General features: G+C 73.4%; 17 protein-coding genes and 1 tRNA gene. 12 read left to right on the plus strand and 6 right to left on the minus strand.

Translation table 11 applies throughout. From position 1 onward, the window contains the following. Positions 1-63 precede the first annotated feature (63 nt). Entirely contained in the window at positions 64-2,553 is a 2,490-nt protein-coding gene (locus ACIQGZ_RS04285; RefSeq protein ID WP_402599255.1) for a phosphoketolase, read from the plus strand. Positions 2,554-2,575: 22 nt separating this feature from the next. Here ACIQGZ_RS04285 and ACIQGZ_RS04290 read toward each other — a convergent pair whose 3' ends face one another. Next, positions 2,576-3,469, minus strand: a complete 894-nt coding sequence (locus ACIQGZ_RS04290) for a universal stress protein (protein WP_402599256.1) — start codon at positions 3,467-3,469, stop codon at positions 2,576-2,578. A 130-nt stretch (positions 3,470-3,599) separates the two neighbouring features. Here ACIQGZ_RS04290 and ACIQGZ_RS04295 point away from each other — a divergent pair, with 130 nt between their 5' ends. From ACIQGZ_RS04295 to ACIQGZ_RS04320, 6 genes are all read left to right on the plus strand, one after another. Beyond that, positions 3,600-3,791, plus strand: coding sequence for a hypothetical protein (locus ACIQGZ_RS04295; RefSeq protein ID WP_402599257.1), 192 nt, complete (start codon positions 3,600-3,602; stop codon positions 3,789-3,791). Between the two features lie 2 nt (positions 3,792-3,793). Then, a complete protein-coding gene (locus tag ACIQGZ_RS04300; protein WP_402599978.1) occupies positions 3,794-4,132 on the plus strand; it encodes an ArsR/SmtB family transcription factor in 339 nt (112 codons plus the stop codon). 20 nt (positions 4,133-4,152) lie between these two features. Continuing rightward, entirely contained in the window at positions 4,153-4,314 is a 162-nt protein-coding gene (locus ACIQGZ_RS04305) for a DUF6126 family protein (RefSeq protein WP_402599258.1), read from the plus strand. A 120-nt stretch (positions 4,315-4,434) separates the two neighbouring features. Then, positions 4,435-6,879, plus strand: coding sequence for a glycoside hydrolase family 65 protein (locus ACIQGZ_RS04310; protein WP_402599260.1), 2,445 nt, complete (start codon positions 4,435-4,437; stop codon positions 6,877-6,879). 136 nt (positions 6,880-7,015) lie between these two features. Further along, positions 7,016-8,383 (plus strand): uracil-xanthine permease family protein, encoded by a 1,368-nt coding sequence (locus ACIQGZ_RS04315; RefSeq protein WP_402599261.1) that lies wholly within the window; start codon positions 7,016-7,018, stop codon positions 8,381-8,383. A 70-nt stretch (positions 8,384-8,453) separates the two neighbouring features. After that, positions 8,454-8,526: transfer RNA gene (locus ACIQGZ_RS04320), tRNA-Arg, on the plus strand. 131 nt (positions 8,527-8,657) lie between these two features. On the opposite strand, the gene ACIQGZ_RS04325 is transcribed toward ACIQGZ_RS04320, so the two are convergent. After that, positions 8,658-9,350: an RraA family protein gene (locus ACIQGZ_RS04325; RefSeq protein ID WP_402599262.1), complete on the minus strand. Its 693-nt coding sequence runs from the start codon at positions 9,348-9,350 to the stop codon at positions 8,658-8,660. Positions 9,351-9,492: 142 nt separating this feature from the next. Next, on the minus strand, positions 9,493-9,669 hold the full coding sequence (locus tag ACIQGZ_RS04330; protein ID WP_402599264.1) for a hypothetical protein: 177 nt from the start codon (positions 9,667-9,669) through the stop codon (positions 9,493-9,495). A 322-nt stretch (positions 9,670-9,991) separates the two neighbouring features. Between ACIQGZ_RS04330 and ACIQGZ_RS04335 the strand changes: the two genes are divergently transcribed. Next, a complete protein-coding gene (locus ACIQGZ_RS04335; protein ID WP_402599265.1) occupies positions 9,992-11,272 on the plus strand; it encodes a transcriptional regulator in 1,281 nt (426 codons plus the stop codon). On the opposite strand, the gene ACIQGZ_RS04340 is transcribed toward ACIQGZ_RS04335, so the two are convergent. Both ACIQGZ_RS04340 and ACIQGZ_RS04345 read right to left on the minus strand, forming a co-directional pair. Then, positions 11,253-11,915: an HAD family hydrolase gene (locus ACIQGZ_RS04340; RefSeq protein ID WP_402599266.1), complete on the minus strand. Its 663-nt coding sequence runs from the start codon at positions 11,913-11,915 to the stop codon at positions 11,253-11,255. The genes ACIQGZ_RS04335 and ACIQGZ_RS04340 overlap by 20 nt on opposite strands. Positions 11,916-12,012: 97 nt before the next feature. Then, entirely contained in the window at positions 12,013-12,186 is a 174-nt protein-coding gene (locus ACIQGZ_RS04345) for a hypothetical protein (RefSeq protein WP_402599268.1), read from the minus strand. 150 nt (positions 12,187-12,336) lie between these two features. On the opposite strand from ACIQGZ_RS04345, the gene ACIQGZ_RS04350 reads away from it, so the two are divergent. The 4 genes from ACIQGZ_RS04350 to ACIQGZ_RS04365 all read left to right on the plus strand — a co-directional run bounded on the left by ACIQGZ_RS04350 (position 12,337) and on the right by ACIQGZ_RS04365 (position 16,470). Continuing rightward, positions 12,337-12,588: a GntR family transcriptional regulator gene (locus ACIQGZ_RS04350; RefSeq protein ID WP_402599269.1), complete on the plus strand. Its 252-nt coding sequence runs from the start codon at positions 12,337-12,339 to the stop codon at positions 12,586-12,588. 188 nt (positions 12,589-12,776) lie between these two features. Next, positions 12,777-13,301: a PadR family transcriptional regulator gene (locus ACIQGZ_RS04355; protein WP_402599270.1), complete on the plus strand. Its 525-nt coding sequence runs from the start codon at positions 12,777-12,779 to the stop codon at positions 13,299-13,301. After that, a complete protein-coding gene (locus ACIQGZ_RS04360; RefSeq protein ID WP_402599271.1) occupies positions 13,301-14,029 on the plus strand; it encodes an ABC transporter ATP-binding protein in 729 nt (242 codons plus the stop codon). Before ACIQGZ_RS04355 ends, ACIQGZ_RS04360 begins: the two co-directional genes overlap by 1 nt. After that, a complete protein-coding gene (locus ACIQGZ_RS04365; RefSeq protein ID WP_402599272.1) occupies positions 14,026-16,470 on the plus strand; it encodes an FtsX-like permease family protein in 2,445 nt (814 codons plus the stop codon). The genes ACIQGZ_RS04360 and ACIQGZ_RS04365 overlap by 4 nt, the downstream gene beginning before the upstream one ends. Positions 16,471-16,583: 113 nt before the next feature. Here ACIQGZ_RS04365 and ACIQGZ_RS04370 read toward each other — a convergent pair whose 3' ends face one another. Continuing rightward, entirely contained in the window at positions 16,584-18,875 is a 2,292-nt protein-coding gene (locus ACIQGZ_RS04370; protein ID WP_402599273.1) for a glycoside hydrolase family 3 N-terminal domain-containing protein, read from the minus strand. Between the last annotated feature and the right edge of the window lie 322 nt (positions 18,876-19,197).

The following is a 19,197-nucleotide window of genomic DNA, read 5'->3' on the forward strand; positions in this document are numbered from 1 at the left end:
GTACTGACGAGCCCGACCCGACGAGCCCGACCCGACGAGCCCGACCCGACGAAGGAGCAGGCCATGCCCGACGCCCGACCCGTGGCGGAGACCGTCATGAGCGGCCAGGCCCAGAACCGCGAACACCAGCACCGCGAACACCAGCACCGCGAACACCCGACCGGCGCAGACCGGACCAGCGCCCCCGGCCCGAGCCCGGAGCTGACCGGCGAGGAGCTGGCGGCGCTGGACGCCCACTGGCGGGCGGCCAACTACCTCGCGGCCGGCCAGATCTACCTGCTGGCCAACCCGATGCTGCGCGAGCCGCTGCGCCCCGAGCACGTCAAGCCCCGGCTGCTGGGCCACTGGGGCACCTCGCCCGGCCTCAACCTGGTGTACACCCACCTCAACCGGGTGATCGCCGCCCGTGGCCTGGACGCCGTCTGCATCTGGGGCCCCGGCCACGGCGGCCCCGCCGTGGTGGCCAACTCCTGGCTGGAGGGCAGCTACACCGAGACCTACCCCGACATCACCCGGGACGAGGCGGGCATGGCCCGGCTGTTCCGGCAGTTCTCCTTCCCCGGCGGCATCCCCAGCCATGTCGCGCCGGAGACCCCCGGCTCCATCCACGAGGGCGGCGAGCTGGGCTACTCGCTCTCCCACGCGTACGGCGCCGCGTTCGACAACCCCGGACTGCTGGTGGCCTGCGTGATCGGTGACGGCGAGGCGGAGACCGGGCCGCTGGCCGCCTCCTGGCACTCCACCAAGTTCCTCGACCCGGTGCACGACGGCGCCGTACTGCCGATCCTGCACCTCAACGGCTACAAGATCGCCAACCCGGCGGTGCTGGCCCGCATCCCGGAGAAGGAACTGGACGAGCTGCTGCGCGGCTACGGCCACCACCCGATCCACGTCACCGGCGACGACCCGGCCGAGGTGCACCGGGCGCTGGCCCACGCGCTGGACACCGCCCTGGACCACATCGCGATCATCCAGCGCACCGCCCGCGACGAGGGCTACCCCGACCGCCCCCGCTGGCCGGTGATCGTACTGCGCACCCCCAAGGGCTGGACCGGCCCGGCCGAGGTCGACGGCCTGCCGGTGGAGGGCACCTGGCGCGCCCACCAGGTGCCGATCCCCGAGGTGCGCACCAACCCCGAGCATCTGCGGCAGCTGGAGGAGTGGCTGCGCTCCTACCGCCCGGAGGAGCTGTTCGACGAGCAGGGCCGCCCCCGGCCGCAGGTGCTCGCCCAACTGCCGGAGGGGCCGCACCGGCTCGGCGCCAACCCGCACGCCAACGGCGGCCTGCTGCTGCGCGAACTGCCCGTACCGCCGCTGGAGCGGTACGCGGTGGCCGTGGAGCGGCCCGGCGCCTCGCTGCACGAGCCCACCCGGGTACTGGGCGAACTGCTGGAGGAGGTGATGGCCGCCACCGCCGACCGCCGCGACTTCCGGCTGGTCGGCCCGGACGAGACCGCCTCCAACCGGCTCCAGGCCGTCTACGGCGCCACCGGCAAGGCATGGGAGGCCGAGGTGCTGCCGGTGGACGAGCACCTGGTGCGGGGCGGCCGGGTGATGGAGATCCTCTCCGAGCACACCTGCCAGGGCTGGCTGGAGGGCTATCTGCTGACCGGCCGGCACGGCCTCTTCTCCTGCTACGAGGCGTTCGTCCACATCGTGGACTCGATGGCCAACCAGCACATCAAGTGGCTGCGCACCACCCGCCGACTCGGCTGGCGGGCCCCGATCGCCTCGCTCAACTACCTGCTCACCTCGCATGTGTGGCGGCAGGACCACAACGGCTTCTCGCACCAGGACCCGGGCTTCGTGGACCACGTCCTCAACAAGAGCCCGGAAGCGGTCCGGGTCTACCTGCCGCCGGACACCAACACCCTGCTCGCGGTGGCCGACCATGTGCTGCGCAGCCGCGACTACGTCAATGTGGTGGTCGCGGGCAAGCAGCCGTCCTTCGACTGGCTCGACCTGGCGCAGGCCCGCGCCCACTGCGCGCGCGGCGCCGGGATCTGGGACTGGGCGAGCAGCGACGGCGCCGACCGGGAGCCGGACGTGGTGCTGGCCTGCGCGGGCGACGTACCCACCCTGGAGGTGCTGGCCGCCGCCGACCTGCTCCGCCGCCACCTGCCCGAGCTGGCCGTGCGGGTGGTCAACGTGGTCGACCTCGCCCGGCTGCTGCCGCAGGGCGAGCACCCGCACGGCATGCCGGACCACGAGTACGACGCGCTGTTCCCCCGCGACCGGCCGGCGATCTTCGCGTACCACGGCTACCCCTGGCTGGTGCACCGGCTGACCTACCGCCGCGCCAACCACGACCAGCTGCATGTGCGCGGCTACAAGGAGGAGGGCACCACCACCACGCCGTTCGACATGGTGCTCCGCAACGACCTGGACCGCTACCGGCTGGTCATGGACGTCATCGACCGGGTCCCGGGCCTCGCGGTGCGGGCCGCCGGGGTGCGGCAGGCGATGGCCGACGTGCGGTACCGGCACCACGACTGGATCCGGGAGCACGGCGTCGACCTGCCCGAGGTCGCCGACTGGGCCTGGGGCGGCTGACCGCCGCCCCGGGCCCGCCCGGTCAGCCGTGCGGCACCACCGCGACCGGGCAGCGGGCGTGGTGCAGCACGGCATGGGCTACCGGGCCGATGTGCATGCCCAGCGGGGACGGGCGGTTGCGGCGGCCCACCGCCAGCAGGGCCGCCCGCTCCGACGCCTCGTTCAGCACCGTGCCGGCCGACCCCAGCACCACCTGCTCCGCCACCGCCAGCCGCGGGTACTTCTCCCGCCAGGGCAGCAGCACCTCGGTCAGCCGCTGTTCGGCCTCGGTGGCCAGGCTGCTGGTGAGGTCCACGCTGAGCGGCACGGCGGCGTAACCGTACGTGGTCGGCAGGTTCCAGGTGTGCACCGCCCGCAGCGGCACCGACCAGCGGGCCGCCGTGGCGAAGGCGAACTCCAGCACCTCCTCGCAGGGCCGGTCCAGCTCGACGCCGACCACCACGCCCGCCCCGCCACCGCTGCGCTCCGCCGCCCCGGCGTCCGCCCCGGCGTCCGCTCCGGCGTCCTCCCCGGCCCGTACGAACACCACCGGGCAGGCCGCCCGGGTCAGCACCTGGAGCCCGACCGACCCGACCAGGAACCCGGACAGCGCCCCCAGCCCGCGCGAGCCCAGCGCCAGCAGCGCCGACTCCTCGGCCGCCGCCACCAGCACCCCGGCCGGGTGGTCGGAGACCCGGTCGGCGCTGATCTCCAGCCCCGGGAAGTCCGCGCGCAGCCCCGCCTCGACCCCGCCCAGCATCTCCTGGGCCCCGCCGGTGTCGGAATCCCGCACGGTGGGCGGCGCGTTGAACAGCCAGGGCCAGGCGAGCAGCAGGCGCAGCGGCGCGGCACGCCGCTGCGCCTCGCGCGCGGCCCAGCGGGCGGCGGCCAGGCTCTCCGGGGAGCCGTCGACGCCGACGGTGACGGTGGGCTGCATGGGTCCTCCACGGTGGTTCGGGGACGCGGACGCGTCCGATCCGACTCCTACCCTGTCCGGAGGGGGGATGACAATTTGAAGAATTCTGCATATTGATGGGACATTGATGTCCGAGGGACTGGAGATGCCGATGGCCGCATTCGACGAAGAGCTCCTGCTCCAGCTGGCGGCGGCCCGGCGGGAGCTGGCCGACGCGCGCCGGGCCGGCGACGACGACGGCGTACAGGCGTACCGGGGCCGGATCAGGGGCCTGCTGCGCCTCGCCGACCTGCATGGAGTGAAGCTGCCCGCCACCGACGGCGAGGCGGACGAGGAGGGATGACCGTGCCGGTCCCGCTGTATCAGGCCAAGGCGGAGTTCTTCCGCACCCTCGGCCACCCGGTCCGCATCCGGGTACTCGAACTGCTCCAGGACGGCCCGCTGCCGGTGCGCCAGCTGCTGGCCTCGATCGACATCGAAGCCTCCAGCCTCTCCCAGCAGCTCGCGGTGCTGCGCCGCACCGGGCTGGTCACCTCCACCCGCGAGGGCAACACCGTGGTGTACGCGCTGAGCACCCCCGATGTCGCGGAGCTGCTGCGGGCCGCCCGCCGCATCCTCACCGAGATGATCGCCGGCCAGGGCGAACTGCTCGCCCAGCTGCGCGCCACCACCCCCCGGGCCTGACAGCAGGAAGGCGATCCCCCATGGCCGACACCACGACCGGCACCCCCACCGGCGCCCCCAGCGTCAGGGAAGTCGAGCAGAAGAAGAAACGGGCCACCACCATCCGGGTCCTGATCTATGTGGCCGCCACCCACCTCTGGGCCGGACTGCTGCTGCTGATGTTCGCCGTCGGCCGCCACTGACCCGCCCGCCACCACCGACCCGCCCGCGCCCGCCACCACCGACCCGCCCGGCGCGCGCCGGTGCCCGGGGCGCCCTAGCCTGGGCGGGACCGGGGGCCGATGCGCGGAGGAGTGAGCCCGTTGCCCGAGCGGACCTGGGAATACCAGGGGTGGGACCCGGAGCGGGAGCGGCTGCGGGAGGCCCTGTGCACCCTGGGCAACGGCCGCTTCGCCACCCGGGGCGCCGCGCCCGAGGCCGACGCCGGTCCGGTGCACTACCCCGGCACCTACGCGGCGGGCGTCTACAACCGGCTGACCTCCACCGTCGCCGGCCGCCAGGTGGAGAACGAGGACCTGGTCAACCTGCCCGACTGGCTGCCGCTGCGCTACCGGCTCCCCGACCCCGGCGGCGGCCCGCCCACCGACTGGCTCACCCCCGGCGGACCCGAGCTGGCGGACTACCGGCTCTGCCTCGACCTCGACGCCGGCACCCTCACCCGGCGGATGGCGTACCGGGTGCCCGGCGGTGAGCTGCTGGTCGAACACCGGCTCCTGGTGCACATGGGCGACCCGTACCTGGCGGCGCTGCGCACCACCTTCACCGCCCGGGGCTGGAGCGGCACCGTCGAGGTGGAATCCGCCCTCAACGGCCGGGTCGCCAACACCGGCGTCGCCCGCTACCGCGAGCTGAACGGCTCCCAGCTGACCGGCGTCGACACCGGCACCGCCGAGCCCGACACCGTCTGGCTGCGCTGCCGCACCACCAGTTCCCACATCCGGATCGCACTCGCCGCCCGCACCCGTACCACCCCGGCCACGGCCCCCGCCGCTGTCACCGCCTCGGGCGCTCCCTCGGACACCGCCTCGGGCACCGCCTCGGGCGCCGATGACCGCCGGGTCGCCCAACTGCTCACGCTGCCGGTCGCACCGGGCCGCCCCGCCACCGTGGAGAAGACGGTGGCGCTGTTCACCTCCCGCGACCCCGCCGTCACCGACCCGCTGCAAGCCGCCCTCGACCGGGTCCGGCAGGCCCCCGGCTTCGCCGAGCTGCTGGCCGGACACCGCACCGCCTGGCGGCACCTGTGGCGCCGCGCCGAACTCGACGTCCCCGGCGAGGCCGGCCGCATCCTGCACCTGCACCTATTCCACGTACTGCAGACGCTCTCCCCGCACACCGCCGAGCTGGACGTCGGCGTCCCCGCCCGGGGCCTGCACGGCGAGGCGTACCGGGGCCATGTCTTCTGGGACGAGCTGTTCGTGCTGCCGTACCTCAATCTGCACTTCCCGGAGGTCTCCCGCGCCCTGCTCACCTACCGTCACCGGCGGCTGCCGCAGGCCGTACTCGCCGCCCGCGCGGTGGGCCGCAGCGGTGCGATGTACCCGTGGCAGAGCGGCGGCGACGGCCGCGAGGAGACCCAGGAACTGCACCTCAACCCGCGTTCCGGACGCTGGCTGCCCGATCACTCCCGGTTGCAGCACCACGTCGGCTCGGCCATCGCGTACGACGTGTGGCAGTACTGCCAGGCCAGCGGCGACACCGAGTTCCTGCACGGCAAGGGCGCCGAGATGCTGCTACAGATCGCCCGGTTCTGGGCCTCCTCGGCGGTGCCTGACCCGGGCTCCGGCCGGTACCGCATCCTGGGCGTCGTCGGCCCCGACGAGTACCACGAGGCGTACCCAGGCGCGGACCGGCCCGGCCTGGACGACAACGCGTACACCAATGTCACCGCCGCCTGGGTGCTCTGCCGCGCCCTGGAGCTGCTGCCCGCGCTGCCCCCCTTCCGCCGTGAGGAGCTGCTGGACCGGCTCGCGCTGGACCCCGCCGAGCTGGACCGCTGGGAGGACGTCTCGCGCCGGCTCACCGTGCCCTTCCACCAGGGGGTGATCAGCCAGTTCGACGGCTACGGCGAGCTGCTGGAGCTGGACTGGGACGGCTACCGCGCCCGCTACGGCGACATCCGGCGCCTGGACCGCATCCTGGAGGCGGAGGGCGACACCGTCAACCGCTACCAGGCGTCCAAGCAGGCCGATGCGCTGATGCTGGGCTACCTCTTCGCCCCCGCCGAGCTGGCCGGGCTCTTCGAACGGCTCGGCCACACGCTGGACGACGACATCTGGCGGCGCACCGTCGACCACTACCTGCGCCGCACCAGCCACGGTTCCACGCTCAGCGGCCTGGTGCACGGCTGGGTGCTGGTCCGGGCCCGGCGCGCCGACGCCTGGCAGTACTGCCAGGAGGCGCTGATCGGCGACGTGGCCGACATCCAGGGCGGCACCACCGCCGAGGGCATCCACCTGGGCGCCATGGCCGGCACCCTGGACCTGGTGCAGCGCGGCCTCACCGGTCTGGAGACCCGCGCGGACGCCCTCTGGCTGGACCCGGTGCCGATGCCGCCGCTGTCCCGGTTCGGCTTCCGGCTGCGCTACCGGGGGAACTGGGGCGTCCGGGTCAGCGTGGAGCCGGCGGCGCTGCGGATCTCGGTACCGGCCTCGGCGGCGCAGCCGATCCGGGTGGAGCTGGGCGGCCGGACGGCCGTGGTGCACCCGGGGGAGGAGCGCCGGTTCGCGGTGCCGTCCTGCCACTGAGCCGGGCCGGTCGCCCCCCTGCGCCGGGCCGCCCCGGGCGCCGTGGTGACGCTGTGCGACCATTGCCGACGATCACCACGGCGACCGGCCGCTCCCGCCGGAGCCGCCGCACGGCGTCGACCGGAAGGACACGGGTATGGCCCTCGGCTGGAAGCTCCACGGGGACGGAGGCACGCCCGCCCCCGGCGAGGTCGTCCGGCCGGGCGAACGGCTCTCCTGGCCGCGCACCGCCGGCCTCGGCGCCCAGCATGTGGTGGCCATGTTCGGCGCGACGTTCGTCGCTCCGGTCCTCATGGGTCTGGACCCCAACCTCGCGGTGCTGCTCTCCGGTGTCGCCACCATCCTCTTCCTGCTCATCACCCGGGGGCGCATCCCCAGCTACCTGGGCAGCAGCCTCTCCTTCGTCGGCGTCGCCGCCTCGATCAAGGCGGCCGGCGGCGGCATCGGCACCGTCACCGGGGCGATGTTCGCGGTCGGCGCGGTGCTGCTGGCGGCCGGCGTGGTGGTCCAACTGCTGGGCGCCAGGGTGGTGCACGCGGTGCTGCCGCCGGTGGTCACCGGCGCGGTGGTGATGATCATCGGGTTCAACCTGGCACCGGTGGTCGCCAGGACGTACTGGCCGCAGGACCAGTGGATCGCCCTGCTCACCATGGCGTTCACGCTCTGCGCGATGGTCGTCGTACGGGGCTTCTGGTCGCGGATCGCGGTCTTCCTGGGGCTGATCTTCGGTTACCTGGTGTCCTGGGTGTTCGACCGGGTCTTCGGCCGCATCCACTCGGTGACCGGCGCCGGGCAGGTCACCGACCACTGGCGGGTCGACCTCGAAGGCGTCCGGCACGCGGACTGGTTCGGACTGCCCTCGCTGCACGCCCCCGACTTCAAGCTCTCCGCCGTGCTGCTGGCACTCCCCGTCGTGGTCGCGCTCATCGCGGAGAACGCCGGGCACGTCAAGGCGGTCGCCGAGATGACCGGCGACGACCTCGACCCGGACCTCGGCCGGGCCATCATCGCGGACGGCGCCGCGAGCATGCTCTCCACCGCCGCCGGCGGCCCGGCCACCACCACCTACGCCGAGAACATCGGCGTCATGGCGGCCACCCGGGTCTACTCCACCGCCGCCTACCTCTGCGCCGCGCTCTTCGCCATCCTCTGCGGCCTGTGCCCCAAGTTCGGCGCGGTGGTGGCCGCCACCCCCGGCGGTGTGCTCGGCGGGATCACGGTCGTCCTGTACGGCATGATCGGCCTGCTCGGCGCCAAGATCTGGCACCAGAACCGGGTCGACTTCGGCAACCCGCTCAACCTGGTCCCCATCGCGGCGGGCATCATCATCGGCATCGGTGACGTCTCGATCCGCTTCTCCGCCGACTTCACCCTCGACGGCATCCCCCTCGGCACCGTCGTCACCATCGCCGGCTACCACCTCCTCCGCCTCTTCGCCCCACCCCACCTCAGGTCCGACCCACCCCTCCTCGACGCCACCGAGCCCGACAACCCCCGCAACTGAGCCCTCACGATCCGGTACCCTGTGCATCGAGCGCCCCCGCCGGGCGCTCACGCACATCACCAGTGCGCCGGCCTCAGTAGCTCAGGGGATAGAGCACCGCTCTCCTAAAGCGGGTGTCGCAGGTTCGAATCCTGCCTGGGGCACACTCTGCCGTTCCGGCGGCACGTACGACGAAGGCCCAGGTCGACCGGATACCGCCGGGGACCTGGGCTTTTGCTTTGTTCCGGAGCTGCGCGCCCTCCGTGTCGAAGGCGGGCGGGCAGGCAGGTCGGGTCTACTCCTCGATGGCGCCGCCGATGCGGCGGAGGTGCTGGCGGAAGGTGTAGGTGGGGTCGGTGGCGCGCTGGGCCAGGTACTCGTCGAAGGCCGTCTGGTGGCGGAGGGTCTCGCCGGCGCGGATGCGGTCGGCCTGGGCGCGTTCGGTGCGGTGGAGCTGGTGGGCGGTGGCGAGGACCTGCTCGGTGTGCCAGGACGCGATGAACAGCACGCCGTCGTCGTCACCGAAGACGATGTCGTCGCTGCTCACCACGTGCGGCCCGAACCGGGCCGTGGCCAGTGCCTCGGGCTCCCGCTCGTCCACCCGCACCGGGCCGGGCGGGTAGCTGCCGTAGCTGAACACCGGGAGGCCGATCTCCACCAGCTCCGGGGTGTCCCGGTGCAGCCCCCAGACCACCAGGCCCGCCAGCCCGGCCGCCTCGGTCTCCAGCACCACCAGGTCCCCGATGCAGGCCTCGTCCGCCCGGCCGCCGTTGTCGATGACCAGGACGTCGCCCGGCTCGGCCCGGCCGAACGCCTCCAGGAAGACGTCCACGCTGCCGTAGTGCCGGGCCGGCAGCGCCCGTCCCGCGATCCGGTGGCCGGGGACGACCGCGCCGATGCCGGGCGGGGCGGCGCGCAGTGGTACGCCGGTCCGGACGCAGGCGTCGGCCAGCAGCGGCGTGGACAGTTCGGCGAAGGCGTTCAGCATGGCTCTCCCTGGCTCGGTCCCGTCATCACCGACCGGCACCCGGCACACCGGACGCCGCTTCGACCCTACCGGCGGCCGCCCCCGCCCACCGCTCGCCACTCGGGCACGCCCGGGGAGCAGGGGGCGCCGGTAGGGGCCGCTGTCAGCGGCGTGACCGGCCCGGGGTTTCCCGGCAGCGGGGGCAGCGGCACGGGGGGAAGCGGCTGCGCAGTGCGTCCGGGTCCGGGTTCTGGTCGGGGATGACCACGATCTCCCGTTCGTCATGGCGGCCGCCGTCGGGGGTGCGCCGGTAGACCCGCATCGTCATCCCGGTGGCCATCAGCGGGCTCCGGGGTGCTGGGGGCGGCGGGCAGCGGCCCGGCCGGTCAACGGCCGGCTGCCGGGTCGCGGGGGAAACGCACGGGAAACGGGGGGTTGCGACACGTTGGGCCCCAGGCTGCAGAGGTGACGAGGCGTCACTGGTGATCGGACACGTCCATCGTCCAGCCCGGAAGGGACGCTTTGAAGGTCGAGCAGAGGACTTCCAAGGGACGCCCAGCGGCCTTTGCTTACCGCTTGCGAGTGGAAAGGTCCTCCCACCGGACCGGCCCGGCAGTATCGTCAGCTGACACAGCGCAGTCTCCTCCGGAGGAGGTGCCCCGGTGCCCCGGCCCGCAGGCAACACCGCCCTCAAGGCCGCCCGGCAGGCGGCCGGGTACGCCTCGCAGCAGGCACTCGCCGACGCCCTGCTGCGGGCCTCGCTCCAGCTCGGTCTGGGGCAGCTCGACATCAGCGTCCGGCAGGTCAGGCGGTGGGAGTCCGCCGTTCCGCCGTGGCCGCGCGCCGATCACCAGCGCCTGCTGGTCCACGTCCTCGGCCTGCCCCTCGAACGGCTCGGCTTCCGCCCGGCCTGGGGCGACTCCCCGGCAGCGGGGGAGGGGCGGCCTCCGGAGCCCGGCCGCACCGAGTTCCCGGTACGGCCGGTCGCGCCCGCCGCCCTGCCCCGGCCCACCGCCGCGAGTGCCCAGCCCAGCACCATCGGGGCCGACTACGGTGCCATCACCGCCGCCCACCGGCGGCTGTACTGGTCCGTGGCGCCCGCCCAACTGCACGCCGCCGTGGCCGAGCACGCCACCCTCGGCACCGCGCTCCTCGGGGAGACCTCGGGCATGCCCCGCCGAGCCGTCGCCCAGGCCCTGGCGGAGAGTCTGCTGCTCGCGGGCCGGATCGAGTTCTTCGACCTGCGCCAGCCCGAGTGCGCCGACAGCACCCTGGTCCGCGCCCTCCAGGCCGCGGGCGAGGCGGACGATCCGCTGCTGGGGAGCGCGATCCTCGCGCACGCCGCCTTCGTCCCCGGGTGGGCCGGGCGCAGGGACGACTCGACCGAGCGGATGGTGGCGGCGCGGACCTACGCCCGGCGGGGTCCCGCCTCCGGTGAGCTGTGGGCCTGGCTGGACGCGGTCGAGGCCGAGTGCATGACCCGCTGCGGCGACCACCGGACGGCGCTGCACCTGCTGGGCCACGCCGAGAACGTCCTCGCCGACGGCGGCGGGCCCGCCAGCCCGCCATGGCTGGACTGGTTCAGCCCCGCCCGCATCGTCGCCTTCAAGGGGAACGTCCAGCTGCGGGCCGGCCATCTGCCGCAGGCGCGCGAGAGCCTGGAGCGGGCGCTCGGCCTGCTCGGTGACGGCGAGGGCAAGCAGGCCACGGTGGTCCTCGGGGACCTGGCCGCCGTGGAAGTGGCCGCCCGGCGGCCCGAGGAGGCATGCGCCCGCGCCGACCAGGCCCTTGACCAGCTGGCGGTGACCTGGTACGCGACCGGGATGGAGCGGGTCCGCGAGGTCCGGCGGGGCCTCACGCCATGGGCGGAGCTGGAGTGCGTACGGCGGCTGGACGACCGGCTCTACGGGTGGGGGACGACGCTCAGCGCGCTTCAACGTTGAGCTTGGCGATCCGCTCGGGCAGGTCGAGCAGGGTGTCGATCCGCAGGTCCGGCAGCGTTCGGGCCTCGGGGGTGTGCCACTGGATGGTGGCCCAGGGGCCGCGCCGGATCAGGGCGGTGGCCAGCCGGGCGGCGGCGGCCGGGCGGATGTCGTTGTCGATGCGGTCACCGACGTAGAGGATGTCGGCGGCGGGGTGGGGCACGGCCTGGGCGAGCCGGTCGAAGAAGAGCGGGTCGGGCTTGTGCGCCCGCCAGTCGTCGCTGGTGCCGATGAGGTCGACGTCATCGGTGAACAGTTCGCGCAGGATGCGGCCCGCGCGGACGGTCTGGTTGCCTGCGATGCCCAGCCATAATCCGGCCTCCCGTAACGCGGTGAGCGCGGGGCGGACGTCCGGGTAGAGGTCGTCCTCGCCGAAGGTCTCCGGCCGGCCGGCGGCCGCGCGCTTCTCCCGCTCGGCGTACAGGTCGAAGCCGGGCCGGAACTCCTGGAAGACCTCGCGGTAGTCGCGGCCCTGGGCGACGACCGCACCGAACACGGCGGCGAAGGTGTGCCGGGGGACCTGGAGCCAGTCGGCCCAGGTGCCGTATTCGCGGGTCTCGTCCACCAGGCACTCGCCGACATCGAACACGACTGCACGGATCATGGGAACCAGCCTAGGGGGAGGGGGAAGGGGGCGTTGCGCTGCCGGGGTGTGCGGGCGGGCGGCCCGCGGTGGCGGCCCCGGGGGGAGTGGCGGAGGGTCAGTCGCCGTCGGGGTGGCGGCGGATGCGGGCGAGGGCGGCGGTGACGGTGGCGTTGAGGTGGTCGGCGTAGCAGTCGCGCGGCTCGCTCGGGTCGGGGTGGCCGGAGCGGCAACGGCGGCAGCGGCCGCAGGGCTGATACCTCTTCGGCGGCGCATCGGCGGCCTCCTCCATGTCACCCTCCGTTGGTGCGGCCCGGCCCCGGGCCTGGCTGGACCGGGGTCTGGGGGCTGAACACTGTAGGCACCTGTATACACCTAGCTATCCATAGGCGTCCCTGGGCGTCTCTATGTCTACATGTGGGCTGGTACGTACGCTCGCCCTGTGTACGACTACGACCCCACCCGGCCCAAGTGGGAGCAGATCGCCGAGGTGCTCAGAGACCGCATCTCCAGCGGTGGCTACCCGCCCAAGCACAAGCTCTCCGAGGTGCAGTTGGAGGCCGAGTTCGACGTCGCCCGCGACACCGTGCGCAAAGCGGTCCGCGCGCTGCGCGCCGAGGGACTCGTCGTCACCCGTATCGGCATGGGCAGCTTTGTCGCGGGCCGGCCGGAGACCGACAAGTCCCCCGCCTGACCTGTCGCTCCGTCCGCTCCTGACCGGGGGCGGGCGGAGCGACGCGGCGCATCAAGGGCCTGCGGCCCGAAATCCACCTGAGCGGATCTGACTCCCCGTTGCCGAGGCATGGCCTCGTTGGCGGCTGCCCGCACGGCTCCGACCAGCGGTATACATCGCATGTATACGTGGTGTGTATAGTCAACGGCATGTCACTCGGACAGACCATCCTCGGGCTGCTGGAGCCCCACCCGCGCCACGGGTACGACCTCAAGCGCGCCTACGACGAGCGCTTCGGCCATGACCGCCCGCTGCACTACGGGCAGGTGTACGCCACGCTCTCCCGGCTGCTGAAGAACGGCCTGGTCGAGGTCGTCGGCGTGGAGGCCGGGGCCGGTCCCGACCGCAAGCGGTACGCCATCACCAGCGCCGGCGTCACCGACGTCGAGCAGTGGCTCGCCAAGCCGGAGAGCCCCGAGCCGTACCTGCAGAACACCCTCTACACCAAGGTCGTGCTGGCGCTGCTCACCGGCCGCCCGGCCGTCGACATCCTCGATGTGCAGCGGACCGAGCATCTGCGCCTGATGCGCGAACTCACCCGCCGCAAGACCACCGGTGACCTCGCGGACCAACTGGTCTGCGACTACGCCCTGTTCCACCTCGAAGCGGACCTGCGCTGGCTGGAGCTCACCGCCGCCCGCATCGACGAACTCGCGCGGAAGGTCCGCAGCTGATGCCCACTCCCGTCACCGCCCCCGTCCCCACCGAAGCGCTCCGGCACCCGGCGGGCGCCCTGCTCTCCGGCGCCGCCCTGCGCAAGTCCTTCGGCCCGACCGCCGCCCTGGACGGCGCCTCGCTGGCCGTCGCACCCGGCGAGATCGTCGCCGTGATGGGACCCTCCGGGTCCGGCAAGTCCACCCTGATGCACTGTCTGGCCGGCATCCTCCGCCCCGACGGCGGCAGCATCCGCTACCGCGACCAGGACGTCACCGGGATGTCCGACACCCGGCTCAGCGCGCTGCGGCGTACCGAGTTCGGCTTCCTCTTCCAGTTCGGCCAGCTCGTCCCCGAGCTGTCCTGCCTGGAGAACGTCGCCCTGCCGCTGCGGCTGGACGGACTGCGCCGCGCCAAGGCCGAGCAGCGGGCCGCCGAATGGCTGGAGCGGCTGGAGGTCGCGGAGGTCGCCGCCAAGCGGCCCGGCGAGGTCTCCGGCGGCCAGGGCCAGCGGGTGGGCGTGGCCCGCGCACTGGTCACCGGCCCCCGGGTGGTCTTCGCCGACGAGCCCACCGGCGCGCTGGACTCGCTCAACGGCGAGCGGGTGATGCAGCTGCTCACCGCCGCCGCCCGGGACACCGGCGCCGCCGTCCTGCTGGTCACCCATGAGGCCAGGGTCGCCGCCTACGCCGACCGCGAGGTCGTCGTCCGCGACGGCCGCACCCGTGACCTGGGCGGCGGCCTGTGACCGCGCCCGACGGCAGCCGGCCCGCCGATCCCCAACCCGCCGGCCCCCAACCCGCCGGCCCCCAACCCGCCGATCCCCAACCCGCCGACCCACGCGACCGGGTGGCCTCCCGCTCGCTGAACGAGCTGGCCATGGGCTTCCGGATGGCCGCCACCGGCGGCCGCGACAGCCTGACCCGGGCGCTGCTGACCGCCGTCGGCGTGGCGCTCGGCGTGGCCATGCTGCTGCTGGCCTCCTCGATCCCGGCGATGATGCAGGGTCGGCAGGCGCGCAGCGAAGCCCGGTTCGAGCTCGCCGGCGGCCCCCAGGCCCAGCACCGCACCGACCGGACCCTGCTGATCGCCTACGTCGACACCAGCTACCACGGCGAGGAGGTGCGCGGCCGGCTGATCCAGCCCGAGGGCGCGAAGGCGGTGCCGCCGCCCGGCCTGGACCGGTACCCCGCGCCGGGGCAGATGGTCGTCTCACCCGCCCTCAAGCGGCTGCTCGCCTCGCCGGAGGGCAAGCTGCTGCGCGAGCGGCTGAACCACCCGGTGGCCGGTGTCATCGGCCGGGCGGGACTGGTCGGCCCGAGCGAGTACGCCTACTACCTGGGCGGCGAGCACCTGGCGGCCGGCGGTACCACCCAGCGGATCAGCGGCTTCGGCCAGAACTTCGGATCGAGCCCCCTCTCTCCGGACCTGGCGGTGCTGGGCATCGTCGGCTGCGTCGTCCTGCTGCTGCCGATCGGCGTGTTCATCGCCTCCGCCGTCCGCTTCGGCGGCGAGCAGCGCGACCGGCGGCTGGCCGCGCTGCGGCTGGTCGGCGCCGACCGGCGGACCACCGAGCGGATCGCCGCCGGTGAGGCCATGGTCGGCGCCGGGCTCGGCGTGCTGCTCGGCGCGGGCCTCTTCCTGGCCGTACGCCCGCTGATCGAACGGTTCAGCAGCCAGGGCTACAGCTTCTACGCCTCCGACGTCACCCCCTCACCGGTGCTCACCGTGCTGGTGCTGGTCGCCGTGCCGGTGCTCGCGGTGCTGGTCACCCGGTTGGCCATGCGCCGGGTCGCGGTCGAGCCGCTCGGCGTGGTCCGCCGGGCCGGCGGCAGCCGGCGGCGGATGTGGTGGCGGATCGCGCTGCCGGTGCTCGGCCTGCTGCTGCTCTCGGTGGCCGTCAAGGACCCGCAGGCCGCAGCCGGCGGCCGGGGCAGGCTGCTGCTGATCGCCGGTGTCATCCTGGCCCTGATCGGGGTGACCGCCCTGCTGCCCTGGACCGTGGACGCGGTGGTCCGCCGGGTCGGCGGCTTCGGCGGCGTCTCCTGGCAGCTCGCCGTCCGCCGACTGGGACTGAGCAGCGACGCCGCCACCAGGACCGTCAACGGCATCGCCGTCACCGTGGCCGGCGGCATCGCGCTGCAGTCCCTGCTCACCGGACTCGACGGCAACTACGGCGCCATGGTCGACGAACAGGCCCGGTACGGGACGTACCGGACCACCGCCTACCTCGACCCCGTCACCGGCCAGGTCCCGTCGGCCCACCGGGCGGGGCAGATCGCGGCGAGGTTCCGGGCCGACCCGGCGGTCGCCGCAGCCGTCGGCTTCGCGGATGTGCCGCTCGCCGGCCGGGGCGACAGCGCCTATGCGTCGGCCCGGATCGCCGACTGCGCCGCGCTGCGCCTGGTCGCCGTCCTGCCGGACTGCCGGGACGGCGATGTGTTCACCGGCTTCGCCCCCTCGGGCCGGGCAGGCGGAGCCGACCGGAAGATGCTCAGCGGCGGCAGCACCGTACACCTGGGGTACGACGAGGGCGGCCCGGCGTGGCAGGTCCCGGCGGCCCGGCGGTCCGTCGTACTGAAGCAGGCGCAGTCGGCCGACGCGCTCGGGGACGCGGTGCTGCTGCTCACCCCCAGGGCCGCCGACCGGACGCTGCTCGCGGCCTCGGACCTCAGGGTGCTGCTCCGACTGCGCGCCGGCACCCCGGACGCGTTCGAGCGGGTGCTCAACGTCGCCGCCACGGTGGACCCGAGGATGCGGGCCTGGACCAGCGGCGAACTGGCGGCCGACCGGCACTTCACCGGCATCAAGCGGGCCCTGCTGGCCGGAACCGCCGCGCTGCTGCTGCTGATCGGCGCGAGCATGCTGGTCGGCATGCTGGAGCAGTTCCGCGACCGCAAGCGGGTGCTGGCGGTGCTGGCGGCCTTCGGCACCCGCCGGGGCACCATGGCGGTGTCGGTCTTCTGGCAGGCGCTGCTTCCGGTCCTGATCGGTACGGTCATCGCCTTCGCGCTCGGTCTGGCGCTGGGCGGGGTGCTGCTCAAGCTGCTCTCCTACCCGGTCGCCTACGACTGGGGGAGTGTGCTGGGGATCAGCGGCCTGGGCGGGGCCGTGGTGCTGCTGGTGACGGTGGTGACGCTGCCGGTGCTGTGGCGGATGATGCGGCCGTCGGGCCTGCGGTACGAGTGATACCGGGCCAGGAACGGCGGTGGCCCCGGCGCGATGGTCCGCGCCGGGGCCGCCGCCTTGGCGGTGCCGGGTGTCAGGGGTCAGCTGCTGCCAGGGGTCAGGGGTTCTGGGGTTCAGGAGGGGGTGCAGGTCAGCGTGGGCTGTCCCGCGCCGCCGCTGCCGGTGGTGGCGCCGTTGAAGCCGAAGTCGGTGGTGGCGCCGGGGGTCAGCGTGCCGTTCCAGCTGAGGTTGGTGACGGTGACGTTGCTGCCGCTCTGGGTCAGGTTGCCGTTCCACAGGCTGGGGATGGTCTGGCCGGAGGGCAGCGTCCAGGTCACCTTCCAGCCCTGGATGGTGGTGCTGCCGGAGTTCTTCACCGTGACGGCGGCCTGGTAGCCGCCGTTCCAGGTGCTGGGCACGGTGAGCACCGCCGAGCAGGCCGCGCCACCGGCGGGCGGCGTGGTGGGCGGCGTGGTCGGCGGGGTGGTCGGCGGGGTGGTCGGAGGAGTGGTCGGCGGGGTGGTGGGCGGCGTCGTCGGCGGGTTGGTCGGCGGGGTCTTGGTGTAGCTCAGCCCGTAGCCGTACGCGAAGAGCGGGGTCTTGCCGTCGCCCTGGTTGATCGGCTCCTGCGAGGCGCTCTGCATCCACGACATCGGCAGCTTGCCGGTCGGGTTGTAGTCACCGAACAGCACGTCCGCGACGCCCTGCCCCTCGGTGCCCGGCAGCCAGGCCGCCACCAGCCCCTTCCAGTCCGGCAGCTGCGCGGCGATGTCCAGCGGGCGGCCGGAGACCAGCACCACGACCACCGGTACGCCGCTGGCCTTCAGCTTGGCCAGGGTGTTGAGGTCGGTCTGGTCCAGGCCCAGCGAGCCGGGCCGGTCGCCCTGGCCCTCCGCGTACGGGGTCTCGCCGATCACCGCGACCGCCACGTTGTAGCTGGAGTCGATGCCGGTGCCGTCCCGGTTGTAGGTGACCTTGGACGGGTCGGAGACCGTCGCCTTGATCCCCTGGAGCACGGTGGTGCCGGGGGTGATGTTGCCGCTGGCGCCCTGCCAGCTGATGGTCCAGCCGCCGCTCTGGTTGCCGATGTCGTCGGCGGACTTGCCGGCCACGAAGATCTTCGCCGACTTGGCCAGCGGCAGGACGTTCCCGTCGTTCTTCAGCAGCACCTGCGACTCCCGCACGGCCTGCCGGGCCAGCGCCCGGTGTGCGGTCGAGCCGACGGTGGAGGTGTACGAGCGGTCGGTGAGCGGGTGCTCGAACAGGCCGAGTTCGAACTTCTTGGTGAGGATGCGGCGGTTGGCGTCGTCGATCCGGGACATCGGGATGTGCCCGTTCTGCACCTCGCCGCGCAGCAGGCTGATGAACAGCTTGTAGTCGTTGGGCACCATCACCATGTCGATGCCCGCGTTGATCGAGGTGCTGATCTCGGACGCGGTGAAGCCGACCGCCCCGTCCAGCTGGTCGATGGCCGCCCAGTCGGAGACCACGAAGCCCTTGAAGCCCAGCTCGCCCTTGAGCACATCGGTGAGCAGGTACTTGTTGCCGTGCATCTTGACGCCGTTCCAGCTGCTGAACGAGGCCATCACCGCGCCGACGCCCCGGTCCACGGCGGCCTTGAACGGCGGCAGGTGGATGGCGCGCAGGTCGGCCTCGGACAGCTGGGTGTCGCCCTGGTCGGTGCCGTTGGTGGTGCCGCCGTCGCCCATGTAGTGCTTGGCGGTGGCCAGCACCGAGGCCGGGCCGCCCAGCGTCTCGCCCTGGAGGCCGGTGATCTCCGAGGTCATCAGGGTGGGCAGCTCCGGCGTCTCGCCGAAGGACTCATAGGTACGGCCCCAGCGGTCGTTGCGGGCGACGCACAGGCACGGCGCGAAGTCCCAGTCCACACCGGTGCCGGAGATCTCCTCGGCCACCGCGCGGCCGATCTGCTGGACCAGCGCGGAATCGCGGCTGGCGCCGAGGCCGATGTTGTGCGGGAACATGGTCGCGCCGTACACGTTGTTGTCACCGTGCACCGCGTCCACGCCGTAGATCATCGGGATGGCCAGCGGGGTGGTGAGCGCGGTGCGCTGGAAGCTGTCGTACATGTCCGCCCAGGACTGGGCGGTGTTGGGGCTGGGCGCCGAGCCGCCGCCGGAGAGCACCGAGCCGATCCGGTACGTCGCCAGGTCGGACTGCGGGGTCAGCGCGGCGCGCTCGGCCTGGGTCATCTGGCCGATCTTGTCGTCCAGCGTCATCCGGGAGAGCAGGTCGCTGACCCGGGCGCTGACGGGTTGCGACGGGTCGAGGTACGGGAGTACGGCGGCGGCCTGCGGGGTGACGGCCGCTGCCGGACCGGCGACCGTGGCGGCCGTGACCGCCGTGGAACAGACCGCCAGCACGGCGCCGAGGACGGCAGCCGTGCGACGGAACGACAATCGCTGCATGAGCGGGGACCTCCGGGGGCAGCCCCGACGCGGGCGGGGCGGGGTGGATGCGCGCCGCCACCCGGTGCCGTCCGCGTCGTGGGGCGGACCACCGGTGAGCGGCGGTACCAGGAGGACGACGCGTCCCACTGAACGGGCCGCCTCGAACGGGCCCTCTCCGGTCCCGGGCGGCGCCGGGATGCGTCCATGAAGTTGCGCATCCCGGTGGTCATGCCGCCCTCGAACCGGCAATTGTGCAATGCGTCACATGAAGCCAGAACGCTGACCGGTGGTCAAGCCCCCGTACAGCGTTCACAGGTTGAACGCTGCACCCCCGTCCCGC

The sequence above is a fragment of the Streptomyces sp. NPDC092296 genome (assembly GCF_044755465.1).
GTDB lineage: Bacteria > Actinomycetota > Actinomycetes > Streptomycetales > Streptomycetaceae > Peterkaempfera.